This window comes from Helicobacter monodelphidis (genome assembly GCF_003288845.1).
Lineage (GTDB): Bacteria > Campylobacterota > Campylobacteria > Campylobacterales > Helicobacteraceae > NHYN01.
Genome location: NZ_NHYN01000044.1, coordinates 1 through 3,879, shown reverse-complemented (window position 1 = coordinate 3,879; position 3,879 = coordinate 1). Strand labels below are relative to the sequence as shown.

General features: G+C 34.9%; 1 protein-coding gene. It reads right to left on the bottom strand.

The window, feature by feature from the left end; all coding sequences use genetic code 11:
- The coding region (locus CCZ01_RS09655; RefSeq protein WP_146745249.1) for an Eco57I restriction-modification methylase domain-containing protein at window positions 1-3,879 on the bottom strand (3,879 nt) is incomplete at both ends.

Genomic DNA, 3,879 nt, shown 5'->3' with positions numbered 1-3,879 from the left:
ATTATCTTTTGATGAGATAAGATAAGATTTTCAGCAAAGATTTTTTCCTCTTTTTCCCTTTCTTGTTGCCTTAAAATGCTTTCTTTCTCGAGTCTTAAATGTTTAATCTCTCTTTTTAGGTTTGCTTCTTCAATGATTCTTGTATCTCCTGTTGCTTGTGCTTTGAGTTCAGAGTAACTAATCACATCCATATCAGCTAGAGCTGATTCAATACTGCCCCCTCTAAATGCCTTAATCGCTGTTGCCTTTTGTTCAAGCTTTTGGTAAAAGATAGCATCACCTGATTTTTCTGTAACATAGCGGTAGATTTGTAGCTCAAAGTCTGGGTCTAACTCAATGATTAAATTACCCCATCGCAATATCCTACCCTCTCTTTGTTCTAAGTCTGCAGGATTCCATGCCGCATCAAAGTGATGAAGTCCTACGATTCTTTTTTGCACATTCATTCCCGCTCCCATCTTTTGAGTGCTACCGATTAAAACTCTAATCTCTCCTGCATTGACTCTCTCAAATAATTCTAGCTTTTCTTTGTCTGTTTTGTAATCGTGTATAAATGCAATTTCATTTTCTTTTACTCCTTGCTTGATGAGTTTTTCTTTTAAATCATCGTAAAGACTAAATGAAAAGCTTAGCTCTAGCTCTTCAAGACTAGAATATCCATTCTCGTTTGCTAGTTTTTCTAAATCTAAATAAGCTTGTTCTGTGTCATCATTGATTAATCGATTGTATTTTTCTCTTAAGGTTTTATCTGTGTTGCTTGGCACAGATTTATCCAAAAAGACAAGCTGTGTTCCTTTGTGCTTCTCTGTTTGCTTGTAAAGCTCTGTGATATTTTTGCTGACAATATTGACTTTACTTTTTGGGTCATCGGGTAATGTTTTATCAATGAGTCGCATATCTAAAGCCGCTTTGAGTGCATCACTTGTGAGCTTCAAGAAATTGTCTTCTCTTGGGTCAACCCTTCCTTCCTCTAGCTTTTTTGCCCTTTCTAAAATCGTTTGCATATAGTCTGCTTGGTGTTGTGTTTGTTTGACTATGACTTGATTGAGTTTGTATTTCGGTAATGCTATTTCTTCTTTTACATCAACATAATGTGCATATTGAGAGTAAAAGCTACTAAGCTCTTGAATGCTTTTAAAATGCGATAATCTCGTTGTTTCTTTGAATCTTCCACTTGCTTTCACTTCTAGCTCTGTGCTAATATCTCCAAATACAGATATGAAAGAATCTGCATTTTGAATTCCTTTTTGTTTCAAAGCCTGATTATCAAGCATTCTAAAAAGATGGTAGACTTCTAGCAAAGAATTAGAAATAGGTGTGCCTGTGGCTAAAACAATCTTGCTATTATTTTCTTGAAGATACTGAATTTTTTGATACAAATCCATTGCTCTACCTGAACCTTTTGCATTCCCAAATCCTCTTATGTCTCTGTGTTCTGAAATAAAGGCTAGATTCTTGAAATAATGTGCCTCATCAACAAAGATAGAATCAATGCCTAAATCATCAAAGTTAATATTTTTTTCAACGCCTTTGTTTGCGCTTGTTTGCAGTAAATCGTTAATTTTGTATCTCAAATTAACCCGCTTGTTTTCTATGAATCTCAAGAGTGCTTTTTCTGATTTCTTTGTATATGCTTGTCTCAATATATCTTCTAAATGTTTGAGTTCTTGTTCTAAAAATTCTGCTTGTTTCTTAGGGCTTAGTTTTACCATTTCAAGCACAGAATGAGGCATGAAGACAACATCTATATCTTTAGCATGTGTTAGATAGCTAAGTTGCTTTGCTCTTTGCTTTTTATCACCGCTGATTTGCAGGATATTTGCATGAGGGTAAAGCGTTTTAAACTCTTTGATAAATTGCGGGACAATGTAGTTTGGCGCTGTGATTAAAGGAAGTTTGCTTAATCCTAATCGTTTCAATTCCATAGCTGCAGTTGCCATTGTATAGGTTTTTCCTGCTCCTACGCTATGGTCAATTAATGTGCTTTTTTGTGCAATTATCCTTGATACCGCCTCTCTTTGATAATCTCGTAAAACAATATCACTATTGCTTCCTAAGAAGGGATAATGAATTTTTTGTGTCTTGATTGGCGTATTTCTGTTGAAGATACGATTGTAGTTGTCTTTGATTGCCTCGCCTAAATCCTTGTCTTTAAAAACTGCTTCTCTGAATTCTTGTTTGAGTGCATTCATTTTCATTGTTGCTGTGATTTTTGCTCCTTCATCGCTTGTCATCACACCTTTGACTCTACCGCTAAAGTTTAGATGCGTGTGATTAAGAATAGAATCTAGGATTTGAATTGCTGTTTTTGTGCGAATCACATTAGAATACACATTAAATTTATTGATAAAACTTGCATTGCCTTCATTTTCAAAAATCCATTTTTGGAGTTTGGGGTCATAAACTGCCTCTACTCCATAGCCTCTTAAAAACTTCTGCACAACCTCTTTTGGAATATAGCTAGACTCTAGGCTAAAATCAATCTCTTCTAGCTCCTTTTGTTTTGGTAATGCTTCTTTGAGCGCATTGAGTGCATTTGTTTGGTAGCTATCTTTGTCTTTTAGCTCTTCTAGTGCATCTATCTTTTCACCGATATTTCCGCTTAAAAACTCATCTCTTGAATAGAGTTTGTCGTCTATGTCTTTGAATATTTCTCCTTTCACAAACGCTTCTTCTAGTTTCTCTTTTCCTAAGAGAGATTCTAAATACTCCTGCGTAACTCTGCCTTGTGAGATAGCAATACTCATTGCATCATTGATATTGTTTGCTTTGCTAGGTGGAATATATGGAAAATGTACTCTTCCTTTTAGAATGTCTGTGTTTTCAATATTTTTGATAAGGTAGTAATTGCCTTCTGCTTCAAATAGCTTCTTTAAAAGTGTGTTTTTTTCAATACTTCCAAATTCTTTGTTGAATTCTTTGATAGTTGTATTCAGCTCTTCTCTGTATAGCTCCATTTGTTCTGGATGCAAGTCTAGCTTTTCAAGCTTTTTGAGTGATTGGAGATAATAACGCATTTGCTCATAGAGTTCAATCATTCTTGGAGCATTTTTAATTTCTTTTTCTATCTTTGCTTGTTTCGCTTTAGAAAGGCTCTTGAAGTCTTCATTAAGAGACAAAAAGTTGCGTAAATCTGCTTTGGTATAGGAATCTGCTTCTAGCTTTTGGTAAAACTCACCATTAACTACCTTCCAGTCATAAATCGTTGCATATTCATCATAGAATTGCATTTGTTCTTTGAATTGCTTTTGTGCAAAGTGAGAATCTGAAAAACTATCTGCTTTACTTAGGATTTCATCAAGCAAAGCAGGTAATTTTTCTAGGTTTCCATTCACTTGCCACCTTTCCCCAAATCTTGTTTTTGTAGTCTGTAAATCGCCTAAGATATGGTCTCTGTTATGTATGAAGTAAGAATTAAGCTCTAAACCTTCCTGTTGCTTTTCTGCAGTGAGAAAGTTATAGTTTTGTCTGCCTGACTTTTGAAAAATAAGAATATCTGTAGCGATATTTGTTCCGCTAAATGTGTCGCTAGGTAGCCTTATTGCTCCTAATAATTCTGCTTTTTCAGCAATAGCCTTTCTTGCAAAAGCATTCTTTGGATTGTCTAAAAAGCGACTTGAAACGACTTGAATACTGATTGCGTTCTCTTTCAGTAAGTCAATTCCTTTTTCTATGAAATAATTGACTATCATTTTTCCATCAATCTGTGTGCTTCCATAAGGTGGATTGCCGATGACTAAGTCAAAACCAAAGCTATCTTCAAAATCTTTAAAGTTTTGATGGAATATTTCTGTGCTAGGTTGGAGTTGTTTTGCAAAATGTGCAGTGAGAGAATCTAATTCTACGCCTATTCTTTGTGTATTGTTTTTTAGAGATTGT